1 protein-coding gene is annotated in these 1,180 nt (G+C 59.2%); it reads right to left on the bottom strand.

Translation table 11 applies throughout. The features are described from left to right. Positions 1–135: 135 nt before the first annotated feature. On the bottom strand, positions 136–1,116 hold the full coding sequence (locus tag ABQJ56_RS16875; protein ID WP_367846185.1) for an IS5 family transposase: 981 nt from the start codon (positions 1,114–1,116) through the stop codon (positions 136–138). Between the last annotated feature and the right edge of the window lie 64 nt (positions 1,117–1,180).

Here is a 1,180-nt window from a genome sequence, read left to right as displayed (position 1 = left end):
CTGATCTATTCAACATGAAACGGACGTCCATACGTTCGCTCTTGAATCCACGTTCGGACGGAAAAATAGTTGGATCACTCGTAAAACGAGGCCGTTGAGCGGTGAGTGCGCGACCCGTTGGGCGGATTTTCCGACTCACAGACGCACCTCCCCCGTAGAAGCCAGCAACGTTCGTCGTGCCATCCACAGATTCGATAGCGCAAACAGCGTCAGTATCTGCGCGGTGTTCTTGAGCAGCCCCTTGAAGCGCACCTTCTGGTAACCGAACTGCCGCTTCACCACGCGGAACGGGTGTTCCACTTTGGAACGGACGGCCGCCTTCATGTGCTCTGTGTGCTTCACGGCATCCTTCAGTTCACCCTCGGGCATCGCTTTGATGCTGCCGCGCTTGGCCGCGATGTACCACGCGCGACCTCGCTTGGGTGCTCGCTTCTCGGCACCTTGATAGCCCGCATCGGCGTATACCGTTTGCTCCTGACCATGCAGCAGCTTGTCTACTTCCGTCACATCGCCCACGTTCGCCGGTGTCGTGGTCACCGTATGCACCAAGCCTGATTCCACATCCACGCCAATGTGTGCCTTCATGCCGAAGTACCACTGCTGGCCCTTCTTCGTCTGGCGCATATCCGGATCGCGCTGCTTGTCGGCATTCTTGGTCGAGGACGGCGCCTGGATGATCGTGGCATCGACGATCGTGCCCTGGCGCAGCAACAGACCCTTGCCGCTCAGGTGCGCGTTGACCGCTTCGAGGATCTTCACCGCCAGACCGTGCTGCTCCAGGAAGCGACGGAACTTCAGGATCGTCGACTCGTCTGGAATGGCGTCATCGTTCAACTCCAGTCCCGCGAAGCGGCGCATCGACTCGATCTCGTACAACGCATCTTCCATCGCCGGGTCGCTCAAGGCGTACCACTGCTGCATGAAGTGGATGCGCAGCATCGTCGACGCCGCCATTGGTGGGCGACCGCGACGTCCGGAAGTGGGGTAGTTCGGTTCAATCAACGCCAGCAACGCGGCCCACGGCACCACCTTGTCCATCTCGCCAAGGAATTTCTCTCGGCGGGTGGGCTTCTTCTTGGCGTCAAAACTTAACGAGGCGAACGAACGCTGCTTCATCGAGGATGTGCTTCCGGGGGCTCATCGCTATGATGCCTCAGTCGGGGAATAGATCAGAGCATCC

Origin of the sequence: Rhodanobacter geophilus (genome assembly GCF_040812275.1) — a bacterium.
Lineage (GTDB): Bacteria > Pseudomonadota > Gammaproteobacteria > Xanthomonadales > Rhodanobacteraceae > Rhodanobacter_A > Rhodanobacter_A geophilus.
The sequence above is the reverse complement of the archived record's forward strand: the minus strand, read 5'-3'. Positions and strand labels throughout refer to the sequence as shown.